Annotated in this window: 14 protein-coding genes and 2 pseudogenes; 8 read left to right on the top strand and 8 right to left on the bottom strand. The window is 69.2% G+C overall.

From position 1 onward, the window contains the following. Positions 1-31 precede the first annotated feature (31 nt). Both OG736_RS42375 and OG736_RS42380 read right to left on the bottom strand, forming a co-directional pair. The gene (locus tag OG736_RS42375; RefSeq protein WP_327187223.1) at positions 32-1,024 is read right to left on the bottom strand and encodes a 3-oxoacyl-ACP synthase III family protein; all 993 of its coding nucleotides are present in this window, start codon (positions 1,022-1,024) and stop codon (positions 32-34) included. Further along, the gene (locus OG736_RS42380; protein WP_327187224.1) at positions 1,024-2,082 is read right to left on the bottom strand and encodes a ketoacyl-ACP synthase III family protein; all 1,059 of its coding nucleotides are present in this window, start codon (positions 2,080-2,082) and stop codon (positions 1,024-1,026) included. Before OG736_RS42380 ends, OG736_RS42375 begins: the two co-directional genes overlap by 1 nt. A 792-nt stretch (positions 2,083-2,874) precedes the next feature. Between OG736_RS42380 and OG736_RS42385 the strand changes: the two genes are divergently transcribed. The 6 genes and pseudogenes from OG736_RS42385 to OG736_RS42410 all read left to right on the top strand — a co-directional run bounded on the left by OG736_RS42385 (position 2,875) and on the right by OG736_RS42410 (position 8,931). Beyond that, on the top strand, positions 2,875-4,344 hold the full coding sequence (locus tag OG736_RS42385; protein ID WP_327187225.1) for an MFS transporter: 1,470 nt from the start codon (positions 2,875-2,877) through the stop codon (positions 4,342-4,344). Positions 4,345-4,835: 491 nt separating this feature from the next. Further along, entirely contained in the window at positions 4,836-6,752 is a 1,917-nt protein-coding gene (locus OG736_RS42390; RefSeq protein WP_327187226.1) for a 2-oxoacid:acceptor oxidoreductase subunit alpha, read from the top strand. Further along, on the top strand, positions 6,745-7,857 hold the full coding sequence (locus OG736_RS42395; RefSeq protein WP_327187227.1) for a 2-oxoacid:ferredoxin oxidoreductase subunit beta: 1,113 nt from the start codon (positions 6,745-6,747) through the stop codon (positions 7,855-7,857). The genes OG736_RS42390 and OG736_RS42395 overlap by 8 nt, the downstream gene beginning before the upstream one ends. Positions 7,858-7,969: 112 nt before the next feature. Beyond that, positions 7,970-8,218, top strand: a pseudogene (locus OG736_RS42400) (hypothetical protein); the annotation flags it as partial. Between the two features lie 62 nt (positions 8,219-8,280). Then, complete coding sequence (locus tag OG736_RS42405) at positions 8,281-8,466, top strand: hypothetical protein (RefSeq protein WP_327187228.1); 186 nt, start codon at positions 8,281-8,283, stop codon at positions 8,464-8,466. Between the two features lie 48 nt (positions 8,467-8,514). Beyond that, a complete protein-coding gene (locus OG736_RS42410) occupies positions 8,515-8,931 on the top strand; it encodes a hypothetical protein (RefSeq protein ID WP_327187890.1) in 417 nt (138 codons plus the stop codon). Here the strand turns inward: OG736_RS42410 and OG736_RS42415 are convergent. Further along, complete coding sequence (locus OG736_RS42415; protein WP_327187229.1) at positions 8,915-9,496, bottom strand: snapalysin family zinc-dependent metalloprotease; 582 nt, start codon at positions 9,494-9,496, stop codon at positions 8,915-8,917. The two genes, OG736_RS42410 and OG736_RS42415, sit on opposite strands and share 17 nt — an antisense overlap. 707 nt (positions 9,497-10,203) lie before the next feature. Next, positions 10,204-13,221: an NACHT domain-containing protein gene (locus tag OG736_RS42420; RefSeq protein ID WP_327187230.1), complete on the bottom strand. Its 3,018-nt coding sequence runs from the start codon at positions 13,219-13,221 to the stop codon at positions 10,204-10,206. Positions 13,222-13,493: 272 nt separating this feature from the next. On the opposite strand from OG736_RS42420, the gene OG736_RS42425 reads away from it, so the two are divergent. Beyond that, positions 13,494-13,700: a hypothetical protein gene (locus OG736_RS42425; RefSeq protein ID WP_327187231.1), complete on the top strand. Its 207-nt coding sequence runs from the start codon at positions 13,494-13,496 to the stop codon at positions 13,698-13,700. Positions 13,701-13,984: 284 nt separating this feature from the next. On the opposite strand, the gene OG736_RS42430 is transcribed toward OG736_RS42425, so the two are convergent. The 4 genes and pseudogenes from OG736_RS42430 to OG736_RS42445 form a co-directional block, all read right to left on the bottom strand. Next, positions 13,985-14,404 carry an FKBP-type peptidyl-prolyl cis-trans isomerase gene (locus OG736_RS42430; protein WP_327187232.1) on the bottom strand — a complete coding sequence of 140 codons (420 nt, stop codon included), beginning with the start codon at positions 14,402-14,404 and terminating at the stop codon, positions 13,985-13,987. A 166-nt stretch (positions 14,405-14,570) separates the two neighbouring features. Then, positions 14,571-14,858, bottom strand: a pseudogene (locus tag OG736_RS42435) (transposase family protein); the annotation flags it as partial. 54 nt (positions 14,859-14,912) lie between these two features. Continuing rightward, complete coding sequence (locus tag OG736_RS42440; RefSeq protein WP_327187233.1) at positions 14,913-15,209, bottom strand: hypothetical protein; 297 nt, start codon at positions 15,207-15,209, stop codon at positions 14,913-14,915. 594 nt (positions 15,210-15,803) lie between these two features. After that, on the bottom strand, positions 15,804-16,196 hold the full coding sequence (locus tag OG736_RS42445) for a hypothetical protein (protein ID WP_327187234.1): 393 nt from the start codon (positions 16,194-16,196) through the stop codon (positions 15,804-15,806). A 164-nt stretch (positions 16,197-16,360) separates the two neighbouring features. On the opposite strand from OG736_RS42445, the gene OG736_RS42450 reads away from it, so the two are divergent. Continuing rightward, entirely contained in the window at positions 16,361-16,537 is a 177-nt protein-coding gene (locus OG736_RS42450; protein ID WP_327187235.1) for a hypothetical protein, read from the top strand. Positions 16,538-16,732 lie beyond the last annotated feature (195 nt).

Here is a 16,732-nt window from a genome sequence, read left to right on the forward strand (position 1 = left end):
CTTGCATGGTTTGCAGCGGTGTCGCGGGGGCTCAGTACCAGCGGACGACCACGGCCCCCGCCGTCATGCCGCCGCCCACTCCGGCCAGCACCAGGTGCTCGCCCCGCCTGAACGGCCGCAGTTCGTTCTCCGCGCGCAGGGTGAGCGGGATGGAGGCCGTGGCGGTGTTGCCGAACTGCGGTGCCGTCAGCGGTACCCGGTCGGGGTCGATGCCGAGCTCACGCGTGCACGCCTCCACCAGGCGGGTGTTGGCCTGGTGCAGGATGAAGCGGTCCACGTCCTCCAGCCGGACTCCGGCCGAGCCGAGCGCCTCGCCGACCACCTTGGGCAGCACGCCGAGCGCGTACTCGCGCACCTCGCGGCCCCGCATGCGGAACTGGTGCTCGCCGGCCTCCCGGCTGCGGGCGTCCAGCGGTGTGCGGGTGCCTCCGGCGGGCACCTCGACCAGTTCTCGGTGCTCGCCGTGGGTGACCAGCCGCCAGCCCAGCACGCCGTACCCGTCGGGCACCGGACCGAGCAGCACCGCGCCGGCCCCGTCGCCGAAGAGGCTGACGGTGCGCCGGTCGGAGGGGTTCATCAGCGAGGAGTAGATGTCGGTGCCGACCACCAGGGCGTGGTCGCCGCCCTCACCGGCCAGCCGTGCCGACAGCATCGACTCGGCGATCGCCAGCGCGTAGAGGAAGCCGGAGCACACCGCATTGACGTCGAACGCGGGGATGTCCGACAGGCCGAGCTTGTTCTGCAGGATCGCCCCGGTGGAGGGCTGCGGCTGGTCGGGCGTCGACGTGGCCACGATCATCACACCGAGCCGGGCCGCCGCCTCGGGGAGCGCGCCCAGCGCCTCGCGCGCGGCGTGCAGCGCCAGGTCGGAGGTGACGGTGCCTGGCTCCCGGTACCTGCGCTCCAGGATGCCGGTCCGCTCGACGATCCAGCTCTCCTCCGCGCCCGTCCACTCGGCGACCTGCGTGTTGTCTATGACCAGCGGCGGCACGTGCCCGCCGAGGCCGAGGAATCCGAAGCCCATCACACCTCCCGCGCCGAAGCGTGTTCCTGCGGTACCTGGACGACGGCGCAGGCCCAGGTCCAGGCCGCCCCACCGCTGATCACCAGCGCGACGTCGCCCGGCTGGAGCGGCACCCGGTCCCGCATGTCGGCCAGGTTCGCGAGGAAGTCCCCGCAGCCCAGGTGGCCGGTGGCGGCGCCGAACCGCAGGGCCTCGGCCTTGAGCAGCTCGTTGATCACCGGGCCGTAGATGGAGTCCAGCAGGCTCGCCCCGAGCCGCGGCAGCGCGATGTACTTGATCCGCGGATCGTCGGGCTGCAGGCCCGCGTCGTGCAGGCTGTCCGCGATCACCTTGCGGATGTTCCGGCCGGCGACGGTCTCGAACTTCTTCTTGCCGTACTCCGCCAGATAGGACTTCTTGGGAGTGCGCAGGTCGATGAAGCCGTCGGGCCACATGGGCGCCGGGCTGAAGTCGTTGCCGTGCCGCATCATCAGCTCGAACTGGGCGTCGGTCGCGCTGGCCAGGGACAGGAGGGCGTAGTCGTCGGTCTCTGCGCCGCCGCGGTGCACCAGCGCCGCGGTCCCCGCGTCACCGAAGCCGAGGCCGTAGTCGGAGGTCCAGCGGTCCATGCCGGGAGGACAGAACCGGTCGCCCGTGGTGACGAGCACGGCACCGAGCCCGGCGTCGGTGTCCAGGTGCATCGCGGCCAGTTGGAGGGCCAGCGCGCCCGCATTGCAGCCCTGCTGGACGCCGTACGGCGTCGCATGGCCGGCGCCCACCGCGTTCGCCACGTAGTGCGGCGGCGACCACATGTCATGGCCCTGGTGGTAGATCCAGGTGTGCAGGACCAGGCCCACATCGGACGGGCTCCAGCCCGCCCGGCCTATCGCGGCACGACCGGCCTGCGCCGCCATCTCGGGAGCGGACAAAGAAGTTGAGACCGGCAGGTGGCTGACGCCGAGCCGCTCCGCGTCCGCATCGGTCAGCTTCCCGGCCGCCACGGCGTCCTCGACGTTCTCGCGGTCCGGTGGAAACCACGAGGTCACGGTCTTGATCCGCAGGTCGTTTCCGAATTTCATGCAGGCTCCTTCGAAAGCTCGGGATCCGTGTGCAGTGCGGGTCTCCGGCCGACGAGCGGGGGCCGGGTGAGTGCTCGACAGTTCGTCCGGCCGGCCGGGAAAGAGGGGCACGCCGTACCAGGCGCAATGCGGTACGCGGGTCGTCCACCACGGGGAGCGGACACTGGCGCGCCAGGTCACCGGTGGCTTCCCGCCAGAATCGCATACCTTCGCAGAGGTATGTAACTGCGCCAGGGTGCAGTGTCCGTTGCGGCCACCGGCCTGTGCCGAGCCCGCGGGCGCTGCCTGCGCACCCTCGTGGCGCGGGCGCCGCAGGAGGGGGCGGCCGCTGTGCAAGTGAGGACGGTCCTCACTTGCACAAGACCGCAGACGTGCCGCGGACGGCTTCGGTGGCCGCCGGCCACCGAAGCCGTCCGCGGCACGGCGCCGACACCGGTATCCGTTCGGCGAACGTGACTTCGGGGCGGTCGGGGTTCTCGCCGTACAGGCGCCACGCACCGCTCGTGACGACGGTGCACCCGGTCGGACCCTGCCCCGCACCCCGGGCAGGTGACCCGGACGGCATTCCCGGTCCGAGCCGTGATCCGCGCCGGATCCGCACCGGCCTCGGGTGCCGACTGCCTCGCACCGCAGCCGCGGTGACGGAGTCTCAACTGCATGAGATCAGTGCGGAGTTGACCGATCCTGCTTCCCTCCCCAGATTTACATACCTTTGCGAAGGGATTATTCTCTGCCGTGGAACCCACCTCGGGCGGCCACCGCCCCGCTCACCCCGAAGGAAGAAGCCACACCATGGCCACCTCAGACTCCCGATCGCCACGGTGGGCCGGGTACACACTCGCCCTGCTGGCGTTCACCCAGTTCATCGTCACCATCGACTACAACATCGTCTACGTGGCGCTGCCGGACATCGGCAGCCAGCTCGGCTTCTCCGCACAGTCGCTGCAATGGGTCGTGAGCGCCTATGCGGTCGCGCTCGGCGGCCTGTTGCTGTTCGGAGGCCGCGCGGCCGACCGGATCGGCCCGCGACGCATGCTGGTCATCGGCCTGGTCATCTACGCCCTCTCCTCCCTCGCCGGCGGACTCGCGAAGAACGCCGGGCTCCTGGTGGCCGCTCGCGCGCTCCAGGGCGTTGGCGGTGCGCTGCTGACACCGGCGACGCTGATGCTCGTCTTCACCACGTTCGCCCCGGGCTCCGAGCGCAACCGGGCCACATCCGTCTGGGGCGCCATGGGCAGCGCGGGCCTGGCCGCGGGCTCGCTGCTCGGCGGCGTGCTGACCAGTACCCTCGGCTGGAGCTGGGTCTTCTTCGTCAACGTCCCGCTCGCGCTGATCACGGCGTTCGCCGCCACCCGGATCCTGCCACCCGACCGCCCGCTCGGCACCGGCCGCGGCTTCGACGCCGTCGGGGCCGTGGTCGCCACCATCGGCTCGACGCTGCTGGTGTTCGGCCTGGTCAGCGGTCCGGCCAAGGGCTGGGGCTCGGTCCAGGGCCTCGGCGCCCTGACGGTCGGCGCGCTGCTGCTGGCAGTCTTCGTGCTGATCGAGAAGCGCTCCTCCGACCCGCTGGTGCCGCTGAAGCTGTTCGGCCTGCGGGGCCTGACCGTCGCCATGCTGGCGATGATCGTCTTCCAAGCCTCCCTGGGCGGCACGTACTACCTGCTGACCACGTACCTGCAGACCGCGCTCGACTACACCCCGCTCGCCGCCGGCATCGCGTTCCTCCCGCCGACCGTGGTCTGCATGGTGGTGTCGATGAAGCTCAACGCCCGGGTACTGGGTCACCTCGGAGTCCGTACCACGCTCTTCCTCGGCACGGTAGGCACCGCCGTCGGGCTGGCCGCGATCATCGCGGGCATGTCCACGCACGGCTCCTACTGGGCTCTGCTGCCGGGCATCGCCATCTGGGGCGCCGGCGGCGGCTTCGCCTTCCCGTCGCTCTTCGTCGCGGTGGCGTCCTCAGGAGTCGAACCGGCCCAGCAGGGAGTCGCCTCGGCGCTCGCCTCCACGTGCCGTCAGATCGGCGGCGCCCTCGGCCTCGCGGCCCTGGTCGCGGTCGCGAACTCCCACGCCGGCCACAACCCCGACCCCCACGCGCTGGTCGGCGGGCTCCGGACGGCAGGGTGGGTCGCCGCCGCAGGGACACTCGCCGGTGCCTTCATCGGACTCGGCCTGAAGAAACAGCCCCGGCCGGCCCCCGCGCCCGCCACCACCCCGGCGTCGACGGCGGAGGTCACCGAAGCTGCCACGCAGGCGGGCTGACACCACCTCAACAGAACGCAGCATGCGGGACCCGGGCTTCCGCGCCCAGCAGGTACGGACGCCCGGAACAGGGAGGCGCCGTCGTCCGCCCGACGCGGATGACCGTGGGCGATGCCCGAGCCTGCAGCCGGCCGCGCGCAGGGCCCCCGCCAGGGCCGACGCACGGTCGGCCGGCAGGCGAGGCGACCGCCTTCCCTCGCTGCGACGCCGGCACCGACGGCACCGGACGGCGTCCCGGACCCGGCCGCCGTCCGCGCGGGCAGCAACGACGCTCTCGTGCGGTGCGGCAGGGTCCGTCCCGCCCCGTATCCACCCCGGGCCCGACCGGCCGCCGGCACCGCGGCGGCAACCGACGGCCGAGACACCGACAGCAAACCGCTCGGCCACCCCGCCGGAGCAGCGCCGCGATCTCTTCTCCCACGGGCCCGCAGCCGCGCACGGCGCCCTGCGGCGCCGCGATCTGTGACATCAAGGATTGACAGGAGCTTCCGATGCTTGTCCAGACCAGCCTGTCCGCCGAGGCCGAGGTGCCACCCACGAAGGAGATCCGCCGCCTGGACCGGGTGATCATCCGGTTCGCGGGGGACTCCGGGGACGGCATGCAGCTGACGGGTGATCGCTTCACGTCGCAGACCGCGTCGTTCGGCAACGACCTCTCCACGCTGCCGAATTTCCCCGCGGAGATCCGGGCGCCGGCAGGCACGCTGCCGGGCGTGTCCTCCTTCCAGCTGCACTTCGCCGACCACGACATCCTCACGCCGGGCGACGCACCCGACGTCCTGGTCGCGATGAACCCGGCCGCCCTGAAGGCGAACCTGCCTGATGTGCCGCGCGGCGCGGAGATCATCGTCAACACCGACGAGTTCACCAAGCGCGCGCTGGCCAAGGTCGGATATCGGGCAAGCCCGATCGAGGACGGATCTCTGGACGGCTACCACGTGCACCCGGTACCACTGGGGACCCTGACAGTGGAGGCGCTGAAGGAGTTCGGGCTGTCCCGCAAGGACGCCGACCGATCGAAGAACATGTTCGCGCTGGGCCTGCTGTCGTGGATGTACCACCGGCCCACCGAAGGCACGGAAACCTTCCTGCGGAGCAAGTTCGCCAAGAGGCCGGAAATCGCCGGAGCGAACATCGCCGCCTTCCGGGCGGGCTGGAACTTCGGCGAGACGACCGAGGACTTCGCGGTCTCCTATGAGGTGGCTCCGGCCGCGAAGGCGTTCCCGCCGGGTACCTACCGTTCCATTTCCGGCAATCTGGCACTGTCGTACGGGCTGGTGGCGGCCGGCCGGCGGGCGGATCTGCCGCTGTTCCTCGGCTCGTATCCGATCACTCCGGCCTCCGACATCCTGCATGAGTTGTCCAAGCACAAGAACTTCGGTGTCCGGACCTTCCAGGCCGAGGACGAGATCGCCGGCATCGGCGCCGCGCTCGGCGCAGCCTTCGGCGGCTCGCTGGGCGTGACGACGACCTCGGGCCCGGGCATCGCGCTGAAGTCGGAGACCATCGGCCTGGCGGTCTCGCTGGAGCTGCCCCTGTTGATCGTGGACATCCAGCGCGGCGGCCCGTCGACCGGGCTGCCGACCAAGACCGAGCAGGCGGATCTGCTGCAGGCGATGTTCGGCCGCAACGGTGAGGCGCCGCTGCCGGTGATCGCCCCGGCCACCCCGTCGGACTGCTTCACCGCCGCACTGGACGCCGCCCGCATCGCCCTGACCTACCGCACCCCCGTGATACTGCTGTCCGACGGCTGTCTCGCCAACGGCTCCGAGCCCTGGCGGATCCCGGAGACCGATGATCTGCCCGACCTGCGCGTGCAGTTCGCCTCCCGGCCGAACCACACCCTGGACGACGGCACCGAGGTCTTCTGGCCCTACAAGCGCGACGAGCACACCCTGGCGCGCCCGTGGGCGATCCCCGGCACTCCGGGCCTCGAGCACCGTATCGGCGGCATCGAGAAAGCCGACGGCTCGGGCAACATCTCCTACGACCCCGCCAACCACGACCTCATGGTCCGCACCCGGCAGGCCAAGATCGACGGCATCGACGTCCCCGACATCGAGGTCGACAACCCCGGCGCCGCCGACGGCGACGGGGCGAAGCTGCTGATCCTGGGCTGGGGCTCCACCTACGGCCCGATCACCGCCGCCGTCCGCCGCGTCCGCGCCGCAGGCCAGAAGATCGCGCAGGCCCACCTGCGGCACATCAATCCCTTCCCGGCCAACCTCGGCGAGATCCTCACCGCCTACGACAAGGTGATCATCCCCGAGATGAACACGGGCCAGCTCGCCACGCTCATCCGCGCCAAGTACCTGGTCGACGCCCACTCCTACACGCAGGTCAACGGCATGCCGTTCAAGGCCGAACAGCTCGCCCACGCCCTCAAGGAGGCCATCCACCATGGCTGACACCACTACGGAGACGCCGGTGACCGCCGCGCTGTCCCTGGTGCCGAAGTCCCACGACAGGCAGTCCATGAAGGACTTCAAGTCGGACCAGGAGGTGCGCTGGTGCCCCGGCTGCGGTGACTACGCCGTCCTCGCCGCCGTGCAGGGCTTCATGCCCCAGCTCGGCCTGGCGAAGGAGAACATCGTCTTCGTCTCGGGCATCGGCTGCTCGTCCCGCTTCCCCTACTACATGAACACCTACGGAATGCACTCCATCCACGGCCGCGCCCCCGCCATCGCCACCGGCCTGGCCTCCTCACGCCGTGACCTGTCCGTGTGGGTGGTCACCGGTGACGGTGACGCGCTGTCCATCGGCGGCAACCACCTGATCCACGCCCTGCGCCGCAACGTCAATCTCAAGATCCTGCTCTTCAACAACCGGATCTACGGGCTGACCAAGGGCCAGTACTCGCCCACCTCCGAGGTCGGCAAGATCACCAAGTCGACGCCCATGGGCTCCCTCGACACCCCGTTCAACCCCGTCTCCCTCGCCCTGGGCGCCGAGGCTTCCTTCGTAGCCCGCACCGTCGACTCCGACCGCAACCACCTCACCGACGTCCTGCGGCAGGCCGCCGACCACCCCGGCACCGCCCTGGTGGAGATCTACCAGAACTGCAACATCTTCAACGACGGCGCCTTCGAAGTACTCAAGGACAAGAAGCAGGCCCAGGAGGCCGTCATCCGCCTCGAGCACGGTGAGCCGATCCGCTTCGGCACGCCTCTCGGGGACGAGAGGGGCGCCAGAGGTGTCGTGCGGGACCCGGCCACCGGCGACCTGACGATCGTCGATGTCACACCGGACAACGAGGCGCAGATCCTGGTCCACGACGCCCACGCGGCGTCCCCGACCACGGCCTTCGCTCTCTCCCGCCTCACCGACCCGGACACCCTGCACCACACCCCCATCGGCGTGCTGCGCTCGGTCGACCGCCCGGTCTACGACGCCGAGATGGCCGAACAGCTCGCCACCGCTGTCGAGCAGCAGGGCAAGGGCGACCTCGCCGCCCTCCTCGCCGGCGGCGACACCTGGACCGTGCGGCCGACCCCGGGCAGCCGCCCGCTGTGAGCACCCGCCCGCGGAAGGAGGTTGCCCTGCCTGCCTCGAAGGAACGGGCTGGACCTGACCCCGACGTCTTGCCCCGGTACGCCGGCTCAGGATCGAGGGCGGCCGGCTGCCGACCATGGGCGGCCAGACCGCGCTGATGAGCATCTGGCACAGGCCGCTGCACGCGGTGATCGAGGCCTTCACCGGGGCCGGTTTCCGGATTACGGTCATCAGCGAGCCAGAACCTGATCCAGCCGCCCGCGAGCTGTTCCCCGAAGCCATCGCGGCCGAGCCGCGCTTCCTGTGCTTCCTGTGCTTCCTGTGTGAGGAGTCTGGTTCACGTGAGCCCGTGTACGCCTTGCAGGCCAGCAGGCGGGAGTGACGCCCCATCAGGTCTCAGTTTTTCTCCGCCGTGGTCGGCCATATCCGGTGACGGTGCTGGTCATGGAGACCGACGCGGTGTTCTGGGACTCGCTGGTGTTCGACGGGATCGACGACGTGGACGTCGAGGCGGTGGCCGTTGCGTTCGGCACGGTCGGCGTGGTGGCCAGAGGCCGGGCGGCCGGGGCGGCGTGTCCGGACTGCGGTCGCTTCTCCGACGGATGCACGACTGCTACCAGCGGAGGTTGAAGAATCTCCCGCTCGGTGGGCAGAGCGTCGCAATCATGTTGAAGTCCGGTGCAGGACACCTTGCAGAGCTCCGGCAGCGTCGAGGGCGCCGTCAACCGCATCAAGAAGATCAAGAGGCAGCTCCACGGACGGGCCGGATTCGAACTGCTCCGCAAGATGATCCTGCTGCAATGGACCGAGCCGTCTGCCTCATCGGCGCCATCCGGGGACGCGGACATGGATTCGCTCCGCTGGGCGGTGGCCTGGATCGCCACTGACCAGGTCCTGGGCGAGGAACAGCGGCTGCTGCGGCAGTGTCCGGGTCGGCACGATTCGCGGCCGGTCGACGACCTCTTGCTGCGACCTCATCGCTACCGACGTTTCCGCGAACCGCGCGACGGTGCGGGGGACTACGTCCGGGGATCTCGACGAGATCCCCGGGGGGCACGTCCGCTTGATGGCCGTGTGATCAGGGCGCGTCGATGAGGATCCGGCCGTCAGCGGGCACGAGCGCGGCGATTCCGCTTGCGTAGGCGGACTGTACGCGGGAGCGCTCGGCCGCGTTCGGTGTGGCGTTGGTGCAGGCCGTGCCGGCGCTCGATCCCGACATCAGCTGTGAGCAGGGGCCTGGCTTGGTGTCCGGCAGGCCGAGACTGTGACCCATTTCGTGAGCGGCGATCCGGGTCTTGTCGTAGCCCTGGTCCACGGCCTGGCTGCCGAGCTCGACGCGGACCTGACGGCCCGGACGAACGGGGCCGAGCGTGGCCTGCGGCCAGCCCGTGGTGGCGACGATCACGATCTCGGCCACGGTGCCGGGCGCCGCTTCCACCAGATGGACGTTGCTCACGTTCGCGTTCCATGAGGCGACTCCGGCCGCGATCGCGGCTTCCCAGCCTCCGGCGCGACTGTCGTCGTAGCGAAGGGTCACCGCTGCCGCCTGCGCGGCGGACGATTCACCCGCGGGTGCGGGGGCGGCGGTCGCGGCGCCCGCCATGCCTAGGACGAGCGCTGCGGCGGAAGTGCCTGCCTTGAACCAAGTGCCGAGGGGCATTGCTGCTCCTTCATCCGTGGGGGGAATCCGGCCCCGGCGGGGCCGGGTACGCGAAGGAGCGGTAGGGGTCGTCCGGCGGGGTCCGGACGCACCGTCGACCGCCCTCCGGGGCGTTGCGATGGTATGCCCTACGATCCCCGTCCGTCATGTACCTGCCACGATGAATATCCGTCAGAATCCAGTCCCGAAGGCGAAATTGCCCGGCCAGCCACCGACCACCGCGGCCGCGGCCGAGCGGTTCAGGCTGCCGGAGCGGCTAGAGACAGCCAGGGGCCTGCGCCTGGCGGAGGACCACCCAGTGGTCAAGCAACTCGCGCAGAGCAGCTGCCAGTTGACGCAGCGCCGCATGACCTGAATTTCGTCCGCGCCGTCAACGCAGGGCACCTCTCACCCGGCGTCTGCCCTGCCACCCTCCCAGGACGGCCGGTCAGCCGGTAAGGGACTGCCCGTGAGCGTCGATCGACGGGGCAACGCCCGCAGCCGTTCGGTCAGCGCGCTCTCCTCTGTGCCAGCGTGGCCGGCAAAAATCTCAGTCAGGCGGAAGAGCCTGCTGCTCTGGCACACAGAATCGGGTCAGCATCACGCTGCACCGGACCCGCCTGGCTGCTTCACCTCAGGCCTGCGCGGAATCGGCTGAGCGCCAGACCGGGTCACACGTTCAGCAAGGTGGCCGATCCAGCCCCCTACGCCGGATCCGCTGTCAGCCGCTACTCGCCGCGCGAAGTCCCGAACCGGGCGGCCTCGGCGCGTCCCTGGAGCAGCTCACGCAGTTCAGCGGGAGCGTGCGCCGATAGTGCATCGACGAAGTGCTGCGCGTCCTGTGAGGGGAAGCGTTTCAGGTCGCGGTCCAGCAGGTTGACGAGCACGGGCCGGAGGTGCCGCATGAGTGAACCGTCCCGGTCGGAGACGAGGAGCGCGTTGCCGATGCGCCGATACAGTGCCTGCGTCTCCACCAGAGACATCCCGGTCCCGCCGTGCAGCCACAGCTTCAGAAGATCGTGGGCGACCGAGGTGGCGAGTGTGCTGCCGCCCCCATTGAACGTGGTGAACAACGGGCCCAAGGACTCGAACAGCGGACGCAGGGCCTGAAGAGCCACACCGTCGTTCGTCCCCGCGGCGAGGTCCATCTTGTGCCAGATCTCCTTCCAGTAGGTGCGCTGCCACACAACGTCCTCCTGCTCCCTCGGCACGCGATAGAGCCAGTGCGCGTCCGTTGCCTCCGGCCCGCTCAGTTCGCCCTGCCGGAGACGAATCGTCAGATCCCGCCGGGCTCCGTCGCGGGTCCGTCGCAGGCTCAGGGCCATGGCGAAGTCGGTCCACTGCGCCTCCTCGAACGAGGAGCGCCACAGCAACGCGCGACTGTGCCACGCTTCCCCTGGGTCGTCTTCGGAGGGAAAGAGCGCGCTGGCCGTCGTCTCTTCGGTCAGCAACAGAACGAACATCACCAGGTTCGCGCTGTAGATGCCGTGCCGGACGGTGGCGCGCAGCCGCTGAGGAAGATAGGCGGGATACGGCTGGTCGGCCTGCAGTTCACGCTCACCGAGCACCCGGATGACAAGGCGGGACAGGCGCTCACGGCCGTCCCGCGGCAGCTGTTCGAGCCGTGCCCAGGCGAAGCGGAGCATCTGCCGGGAGAAAACAGGGGCGAAGGAGAGCAGCCCAAACAGCATGTCGTCGTCGAGGGGTTCACTGCCCATCGAGAAGACAGGACGATGGTCGAGCAGTCTCGTCAACAACTGCACGGCGAGTCGCGCGGCCAGGTACTCCCCGAACGTGGCATGCAGGAACTCATACGTGGACAGCGTCTGTCCACCCCTGATCGACTGCGCGCGCTGCACGAAGAAGAAGCGTCCCAGGGCGATTTCGGCCTGCCCCAGAGGTTCCCGGAAGTTTGACGGCTGGTGCGCGTGCCGTCCGAGCAGCGCGGCCAGATCCGCTTCGAGCTCAGCCGTGGACGCCCACTGGCGCCGCCGGTTGAGCATCGCGAAGGCGACGAGCGAGAGCCGCTGGAGTTCCCGCTCCAAGAGGTCATCGACCTGAACGTCCCGCAGTGCGTCCCGGGCATCCTTGGCCACCTCGCGGCGGGCGAAGGAACCGAGCAGCGCCTCATACAGATCCGCCTCACCCAGTGGACGCTCGTCCGCACCCTGCAGCTCGTTTCCTGCCGTGTGATAGAGAGCGAGCATCGTCAGGAGCAGCGGCTGCCCGGCGAGGACGCGATGTGGTTCGAGCACCTCCCAGCTGAGTGCCGACAGGCGCCGGGCGGCGAAGTGGCGGGCATTGGAGAGGTTCCACTGCTGGAGCCAGGCCTCGATGTGCTCCCGCCGGAACGGCTCCAGGCGCATCGCGACTGTCCCCTGCGGATAGCGCACTCGATCCGCCACCGCGGTCCGACTCGTCACCAGCGCGACCACCGGACGTCCCTGTTCCCACTCCCGCTCCTGGAAACGGGCTACCTTCACCAGGAAGTCGTTTTGATGCACTCCGGTGGTCTGCAGCAGCTCGTCGAACCCGTCGAGCAAAAGCACCGGCAAGGCCGTGCCCGCGGACCGCACCAGTGCAGGCCAGGTGACCTGATCACCGGTGGTGTCACGAACGGCTTGTTCGAGTTGGTCCTGAAGCTCGCTGTCCGCGCGCACATCGCGCAGCGCCACGCGTACCGGCAGAAACCCGGCGGCCGGCAATCGCGCCGCGAGGATCCGGGAGAGGACCGACTTGCCGGCGCCCGGCTGCCCCAGCACCAGCAAAGGAGCGAGGGTGAGCCCCTCCGATGTCAGAGCGCCCGTCAGATACTCGGTGAGGTCCTGGCGCACCGGTGCCTCATCCCACCACCCCTCGGCGGCAGGACTGCCCTGCCCATCGACCGCACGCACCCGGAAGTCGGGGTCCAAGTACGCCTCTCCCAGCGTCGGCACCTGCATGCCGTCTGGAGCGATTTCGGTGTCGAGGATGCGTCGGTGCAGGGCTGCCTGATGTGCCCGGGACAAGGCCTGGGCGATGTCCACCGGAGGATCGTGCGGAACGGCGGACGACAACAGCGGTTCCAGCCCCGCAAGCGCCCGTCGCAGTTCGGCGCGCGTGGCCTGATGTTCCAACCGGTTCGACCAGTAACGGAATTCGGGCGCCTCGACTACCAGCCGCAAGTACAGGCCTCCGTACCGCTCGACCGCACGCTCCGGCAGTGAGTCGTGCACGGTGTCCGCGATCTCTGAGCGGATGGACGCGGGCAACTCCTCCCACACGGCCAATCCACGCAGGAAGTTGACTACCCGTAAGGCCAGACGGCCGTACCATCCACGGAGTTCAACGAGGGTGTCCTCGTACGGCAGATGAGGTGCGGGACGTGGAGCATCCACCTGCATCATGGTCTGCGCGAAGCCCTCGGCAGAGGGAGGCCGCCCGCCCACGACAGTGATCTGTTCACGACGGTTCAGCAGCAGATCGTTCAGGGACAGAGGCGGATCTTCCTGAACCAAGGCTTCGAGGATCTCATCGAGGACCTCGAAGAACGCCAGCACGACGATCACGGTGTGGGCAGCGTCCAACAGTTGGGTGCGTTCCACCCGCCCATGTGCCCGTCCAAGTCGTGCACTCACACCGTGCGCCGCAGCGCGCCCCAGACCGAGAATCCTCCCGCGAGAGTCGACCATGCCGATCAGTCCGCCACTCAGACCGCCCGTGGCCATATTGAGCGCTCCCGCGATCGCGCGGTCCAACGCCGCCATGGCGGGAGGGTCCTCACCCAGAAGTACCAGCGCATCTCCAAACGACAGCAACCTACGCAGCCCCACAGCGCCCCCCCCGGATGCGTACTCGCCCAGCACCGCAGCCAGACTGGCACAGATCCTGTGTGAGATCGCCCGGTCTCTGTAGTGGACTGTTTTGCGGATGCTCTTGTGAATCCGAAGCCGCGATGCGTTGTACCGCGTCAGAGCAAGTCACAGACGGGTAGGGAATTCCAGCGGGATTGTCAGTGTCGGCTCTTAAGCTGATGGACGTGCCGACGACCGATGCCTCCTCTCCGTACTCGACCGGTGGGGGCGCTGTCGTCGTCAGGTGGTGGGACCTTGGGAGTGCCGTCGACGCGGGTGGCGTCCCCACCATCGACGGGTCGGGCCGGTCCCGTGTCGATCTGAAGGAGTACTTCTCGCTGATCACGTTGAGCGGCGACGGTACTCGTCCGGCAGCCAGCGGCGACAACTAGGTACATGTGTGGGATACCGGCATCGTTTCGGGGACCGGCCGAGGCACGAAGGTCGCGGACCTCACCGGCCACGTTGCGGACATCTACCATCTGGCACTCAGTGAGGACGGGAGCACACTCGCCCGCGACGGCCGAGGGCACCACACGTTTCTGGGCTGTCGGACCCTAGGGCGACCTGACCGGGTCTCGGTCCGTTCCAAGAGCTCTCGTGACGGCCCGCGAGCCCCCTGGCGACAAGTACATGGCAGCGACGGGGTGTCCCGTCTTCCTCACAGGCGCCAGGCTCAGGCCGAGCCGGTCGAGCCCGGGCTCGCTCCGGCGGGCCCGCCCACGACCGAAAGCAGGTCCACGACGAAGATCAGCGTCGAGCCCGCCGGGATCAAGGGAGACGGCGACTGCCTGCCGTAGCCGAGACGCGGGGGAACGATGATCTCGCGTCGGCCGCCGACCTTCATTCCCCTCACACCCCGGTCCCAGCCTTTGATGGCCCTGCCACCGCCCACGGCGAACTTGAACGGCCGGTCCTCCTCCCAGGAAGAGTCGAACTCTCTACCGGACGCGAACGTGACACCCACATAGTGAACCCGGACGACCCGGCCCGGCTGTGCCTCGGCTCCATCCCCGACCACGAGGTCCCGGATCGTCAGTTCGGTGGGCGCACCACCCTCCGGAACCTCGATTCTGGGCTTCGTCAGTTCGCTCATCACGGTCCCATCGCTCGCCACCGGAATCTCCCTCGCACGGGCCGGCCGGACACATGGACCCTCCATGCGACAGACGATCACGCTACCGGCAATGCCCACACGCCACCCCCGAGTGAAGCTGACCAAGCCTACTGAAGGGTGTTGCACAAGGCCGTGTTTGGGCTGGTCAGAGAGTGTGAGAACAGTCCTCCGGGCATGATGCGAGGGCCAGGTTGTGCATGTGGGCGACGGCTTGGACGGCGTGGTGCAGGCCGTCGCCGTGCTGTCGGCAGTCGCGGAGGATCTTGGAGTTCTTCATGCGTCCGATCACATGCTCCACCCGAGCCCGCACCTTGCGATGGGCAGCGTTGTCCGCTTCTTCGCCTGCCAGCAGGGGCCGGCGCGGGCGTTTGCGGTGCGGCACGACCATCCCGCAGTTGAGGTAGGCACCGTCGCCCAGGACGGTCACGTCCTGACTGAGTGAGCCTGCCAGCAGTGCTCGGATGACCGGTCAGCCAAGCCGGCCGGGTCACATTTCGGGTAGAAGGAGCCAGATTTCGGAGAGGGCGAGGCCGTGCTCGTGGGTTACCGCTCCGCACGGGCAGCCCAGCGAGATCAGGCGCCAGTCGCAGGTCACCGTCCACGGGCCGGCCGTACCCCCGCACGCGGGGCAGCCGAAGGTCTCGGCCGTCCATACCCCGGTGGTGGGTCTGCCGTAGTGACGGAAGCGGCCCTCGTACCGGACCTGCCAGGACTCGATCGGGGGCGTCAGCGGGGCGGCCCCGGGCAGGCGCGGCGAGGCCACCATGGCGAACAGCGCGGTCAAATGGGGGAGCAGGGCCTCGCCTGCCTCCGTCGGCGGCTCGGCCCGGCCGTCTTCAGCCCTCGCCGGGGTCCCGTATGCCGGGGCCGCCGCTGCGCGCGGTGGGTTCGGGGTGGCGTGCCAAGGCAGGAAAGCGCGGGCGACGGCGGCCAGGAGGGCGGCTGCGGGCGGGCTGACGATGCCTGCGTCGAGGTGGTGGAGGGTGGTGCGCAGGAGGCGTTGGAGCCGTCGGTCCCGGTCCGTGGCCAGCGTCCTTGTAGTTGCAGCTCGCCGGGCTGGGAGCGGGGCCGCGAGGCGGTCCAGGACGGCCACCGCTGCTTCGGAGTCCGCCTCGGTGGGGCGCCACTTCCCGGCGGTCAGAAGGCGTCGCGCCCGCGCGGACTCACGGGTCAGGGCGCGCGTCTGCAGTGACCGCGGGCCGAAGGCTGCCCCATGGGTCTCGTGTCCGCTCGTCATGGCCCCCTACCTCTCCTCGCTCCCGCAACCCTGCGTGACGCATCCGCGACCGCTGCGAGCGTCGGCGGACATCGCATCGGACGAACTGCCTTTTCCAACCTGAAGTTGGAGGTCGCGAGGCTGGCGTCGGACGGGGAGGTCCTACCAGTACGTGGCCGGTCCCGTGACGACCCAGCCGGGGCCGGTGGGCCTGACCCAGAAGCCCAATGCCACCTCGATCAACTGCGTGCGGTAGGTGATCTCGACGGTGACATGGCTGCCGGTGTGGCCCCAGTGGAAGTCCGCGAGATCGAGTTCGCCGAGCCAGGACAGGTCCTGCTCCCATTCGTCGGCAACAGGGCTGCCGCTCGCCTCGTCCTCATCGGCGCTCGCTTCGACGGAACCGGTCCACAGCGACTTGAGCACATGCCGGATCGGGTAGTGATCGATAAGCCGTTCGGCCTCAAGGACCCTCCCGGCGCGGAGCAGGCTGAAGTAGCCGCGAACGACCGCTTCGACGTCGGTCGCGGCAGGACGCTCCGTCCAGATCTTCACCGCGAGATCATACGAGTTCGGTGACCCACTGAGCGCTTTCACCCTGGAGATCGCGGGCGGTCGGGCGCCGGGGTGGAGTGCGGTGCTTCCCCGAGCAGCCCACCTCCGCCCCGCGTCAGCCGGAGTTTGGCACCACCGGGGGGCTGGGCTCATACACTCAGCCGATGGAGACGGCACTGATACTCGGCGGCAGCGGGGTGGCGCTGCTCTCCTTGAGCATCTTCGCCGTGGGGCTGTTGGGCGGGCGCCGAGTACGGCGGGGCCGGAAGCTCGACCGTTACCCATACCGTGCCGAGCCCAACGGCACCTACGACAACTCGTCCATGGGCAGTCCCCACTGAAGCTGTTCCAACCTTCCGCGTAAGTCGGGCAGTCGGCCTCCTCGCGTTGGCCTGCTCAACCGAAATGACCACCGGCACAGGCACGTTCCATGCCGATGCCCTGGTGAAGAAGGTGTCGAAGAGTGCCTGGCAGTAGCTCTCGGCCGGGCGCGGCGCGCAGGGACAGCGGCTCTACGACCGGGCCGTCGTCGACCT

Origin of the sequence: Streptomyces sp. NBC_01334 (genome assembly GCF_035983595.1) — a bacterium.
Classification (GTDB): Bacteria; Actinomycetota; Actinomycetes; order Streptomycetales; family Streptomycetaceae; genus Streptomyces; species Streptomyces coriariae.